Origin of the sequence: Mesorhizobium sp. M7A.F.Ca.ET.027.02.1.1 (genome assembly GCF_004022985.1) — a bacterium.
Classification (GTDB): domain Bacteria; phylum Pseudomonadota; class Alphaproteobacteria; order Rhizobiales; family Rhizobiaceae; genus Mesorhizobium.
Genome location: NZ_RZOL01000495.1, coordinates 1 through 4005 on the forward strand (window position 1 = coordinate 1; position 4005 = coordinate 4005).

The window sequence follows — 4005 nt, forward strand, 5'->3', positions numbered from 1 at the left end:
CTTGCCGGCCTCGCCGCGACCGGCCTCGCTGTGCCGGGCGGCATGGCACGCGCGGCACCTGCCCGCGTCGTCTGCCTGGAATGGACATCGGCCGAACTGGTGGTCTCGCTCGGCCTGTCGCCGCTCGCCGTCGGCGACACCAGGGGTTATGGCGACTGGGTGCAGGGCCCGGCGCTGCCGCAGGCCACCATCGACCTGGGATCGCGCAGCGAGCCCAATCTCGAACTGCTTCGGGAACTGCGGCCCGACCTGATCGTCGGCGCCTATGGCTATGGCTTGGACGAGAACAGCTTCACCAGATTGGCGCCGACCTTCAACGTGCCGTTCTACAGCGGCAAGGCTCCACCTTACGCGCAGGCGCAACAGGTGACGCTGCAGCTTGGCGACATGCTCGGCCGCAGGACGGAAGCAGAAAACCTTGTCGGGCGCACCGAAGCCTCGATCGCCCAAGCGCGTGCCAGGCTGGAGCGGGCGGTGCAAAAACCGGTCTGCGTCGTCAGCATGTTCGACGATCGCCATGTCCGCGTCTACGGCGCCGGCAGCCTGCTGCAGGATGTCCTCGACCGGCTCGGCCTCGTCAACGCCTGGACCGGCGCCACCAATGAATGGGGTTTTTCGACGGTCGGCATCGAGGAACTGGTCGCCGTCGGCGGGGCGCAACTGATCTCGCTCGATCCGATCCCGCCGCACGTCAGGATCAGGATTGCCCGCAGCTCGCTCTGGGCCAATCTGCCCTGCGTCCGGAACGGCCAGGTGCGGACCATTCCGCCAGTCTGGCCGTTCGGCGGTCTCACTGCTGCCGCGCGTTTCGCCGAATTCGTGGCAGCGGCATGATCGCTCAGGCAATGTCCCTGCCGCGACAGCGCGACGGCATCGGCGCGCTCATCCTGCTGGTGGCCGTGCCCGCGGGCCTGGCACTGATGCTGACCATCTTCGATCTCATCAACCTTTTCCCGACGCACCTGTGGTGGCAGGCGCTCACCGCTCCCGACACATCCGATCCAGCGCAGTTGCTGTATCGCTATGCCTTCCTCCCGCGTGTCGCCGTCAGCATGCTGGCCGGCGCGGCACTTGGTCTCGCCGGTGTCATCATGCAGCATGTGCTGCGCAACCCGCTGGCCGAGCCGACCACGATCGGCACCAATGCCGGAGCGAGCCTCGCTTTGGCGGCCGCCACCCTCTACGCACCATGGCTGCTGGAAGGCGGCCGCGAAGGCGTGGCGCTGGCTGGCGGCGCGCTCGCCACATCAGCCGTTTTCGCACTGGCGCGCGGGCGCAGCTTTTCGCCAGTGTCGATCATCATCGCCGGCCTCGTCGTCAGCCTCACTTTCGGCTCGGCCGGCGCGCTGCTGATGGCGCTCAACCGCGAATACACCGAGGAGCTGTTCATCTGGCAGAGCGGCTCGCTGGTGCAGAATGGCGACGCGGCGGTCCTTGTTCTGGCGCCATGGCTGCTGGCCGGCATCTGCGCCGCGCTCCTGCTCTGGCGACCGCTACGCCTGCTCGACCTCAGCGACGACGGCGCGGCATCGCTCGGCACCCGGCCGGCCGTCATCCGCCTTGCCGGCATGACAGTCGCCGTCTCGCTCAGCGCGCTGGTCGTCGCCCAGGTCGGCGTCATCGGTTTCGTGGCACTCGCCGCCCCGGCGCTGGCGCGGCTGGCCGGAGCGCGCACGCTTGGCCGCCGTCTGGTCTGGTCGCCGCTGGTCGGCGGTGCCCTGCTCTGGCTCACCGACCGCCTGGTGCAGCATCTGCCGTTCACCGGCGAAATCCCCGCCGGCACCGCGACCGCTTTGCTCGGCGCGCCGCTGCTGCTGTTCCTGTTGCCGCGAATGCGAACCACCCCCGAAAGGCAGGCCGACATGGTGTCGTCGATACGCCTGCCGACAAACGGCCTGCCGTTGATCGCGGGCCTGCTGGCGCTCATCCTCGCGGTTGTCCTCGCCATCGGCTTTGGCCGTGGCGCAGGCGGTTGGCACTGGATCGCATCCGCGGATTTGACCGAGCTGCTTGCCCTGCGCGCGCCTCGCGTCGTCGTCGCCCTGTCGGCGGGCGTCCTGCTCGCCGTCGCCGGCACGCTGATGCAGCGCATGACCGGCAACCCGATGGCCGCACCCGAGGTCCTGGGCATTTCCGGCGGCGCCTCTTTCGGCGTGCTGGCGCTGCTGCTGCTCAGCGACAGCTTCGACCGCTCAACAATGCTCGGCGCGGCCTTGGCGGGCGCCTTGCTGGCGCTGACGATCGTCGTGCTGGTCGGGCGACGCAATGCCCTGTCGCCGGAACGGCTGCTGCTTGCCGGCGTCGCCGTTGCGACGGTCGCGTCCGCCTTCGCCGCGCTGCTTCTGGCCAGCGGCGATCCGCGCATGGACTTCCTGCTCGCCTGGCTGTCGGGATCGACCTATCGCGCAACGCCAACGGATGCCTTCACCGCCGCAACGGTCGCGGTCACCGTCCTCGCGCTGGCGCCGCTGACCGCGCGCTGGCTCGATATACTGCCGCTCGGCGAAACCGCCGCGCGTGGCCTTGGCCTGCGACTGGGACGCGTTCGCGCCACATTGCTTGCGCTCACCGCATTGGCCACCGCAACCGCGACATTGGTCATCGGCCCGCTGAGCTTCGTCGGCCTGATGGCGCCGCACCTCGCACGCATGCTCGGCTTCCGCCGCGCCGTGCCGCAGCTTCTGGCCTCGGCCATGACAGGCGGGCTGATCCTCGTTGCCGCCGACTGGGCAGGGCGGACGCTGATCTTTCCCTGGCAAGTGCCGGCCGGCCTCATCGCCGCCTTCGTCGGCGGCCCCTATTTCATGGCGCTGATGTGGAAAGGCAGGCAATGAAGTCCGTCCTGGCATATTGCCGCCCTTGCGCTGCCGATTGTAAGCAGCGCCCACCGATGACGGCCGGCGCGCTCACCGCGCCCGTCAAGACAGCTTGCGGTTCACCTCGATGATCAGACGTTTCCTTCCCTACTACGCGCCCTGGAAGGGGCTGTTCGCGCTCGACTTCTCCTGCGCGGTGCTGGCCGGCCTGCTTGAACTCGGCTTTCCCATGGCGGTCCGCACCTTCGTCGACCAGCTGCTGCCGCAGCAGGACTGGACCTTGATCATCATCGCGTCTGCCGGGCTGCTGGTGATCTATCTGCTCAACACGGTGCTGATGGCGGTCGTCACCTATTGGGGCCACATGCTCGGCATCAACATCGAGACCGAGATGCGGCGCAAGAGCTTCGATCATCTGCAGAAACTCTCGTTCCGCTTCTACGACAACCACAAGACCGGCCATCTCGTCGGCCGTGTCACCAAGGACCTCGAGGAGATCGGCGAGATCGCCCATCACGGCCCCGAGGACCTGTTCATCGCCATCATGACCTTCGCTGGCGCCTTCGTGCTGATGTTCACGGTCAACATGCATCTGGCGCTGATCACGGCGGTGATCGTACCGCTGATCGCCTGGGTGACGATGCGCTATGGCGACCGCATGGAGCGCAACTGGCAGGCGCTGTACCGGCGCGTCGGCGATTTCAACGTCCGCATCGAAGAGAATGTCGGCGGCATGCGCGTCGTCCAGGCCTTCGCCAATGAGGAGCATGAGCGCACGCTGTTCGCGCATGACAACCAGCGCTACCGCCAGACCAAGCTCGACGCCTACCGCATCATGTCGGCCAGCAATTCGCTGAACTATATGGGCATAAGGCTGATCCAGCTCGTGGTCATGATCGCCGGCAGCTATCTCGTCATCACGGGAGGCCTCAGCAATGGCGGCTTCGTCGGCTTCCTGCTTTTGGTCGGCGTCTTCGTACGGCCGATCGAGAAGATCAACTCGGTGATCGAGACCTATCCCAAGGGTATTGCCGGCTTCCGGCGCTACACCGAGCTGCTCGACACCGAACCCGACATTGCCGACCGGCCAGGTGCCGTGACTGTGGGCGGCCTCAAGGGCGACATCGAATATCGCGGTGTCAGCTTCGGCTATGGCGACGGCAAGCCGGTGCTCAGGGGTATCGATCTC

The 4005-nt window shown here is 67.0% G+C and carries 3 protein-coding genes; all 3 read left to right on the top strand.

Translation table 11 applies throughout. The features are described 5' to 3' along the window. Nucleotides 1-834 (top strand): ABC transporter substrate-binding protein (locus tag EN749_RS32065; RefSeq protein WP_245491542.1); only part of this gene is annotated, 834 nt, incomplete at its 5' end. Beyond that, entirely contained in the window at nt 831-2834 is a 2004-nt protein-coding gene (gene fhuB / locus EN749_RS32070) for a Fe(3+)-hydroxamate ABC transporter permease FhuB (protein WP_128364665.1), read from the top strand. The genes EN749_RS32065 and fhuB, both read left to right, overlap by 4 nt. A 109-nt stretch (nt 2835-2943) precedes the next feature. Next, nucleotides 2944-4005 (top strand): ABC transporter ATP-binding protein (locus EN749_RS32075; RefSeq protein ID WP_145991085.1); only part of this gene is annotated, 1062 nt, incomplete at its 3' end.

Coding starts and splice junctions, on each gene's coding strand:
- fhuB (WP_128364665.1), top strand. CDS start 831: ATGATCGCTCAGGCAATGTCCCTGCCGCGACAGCGCGACGGCATCGGC.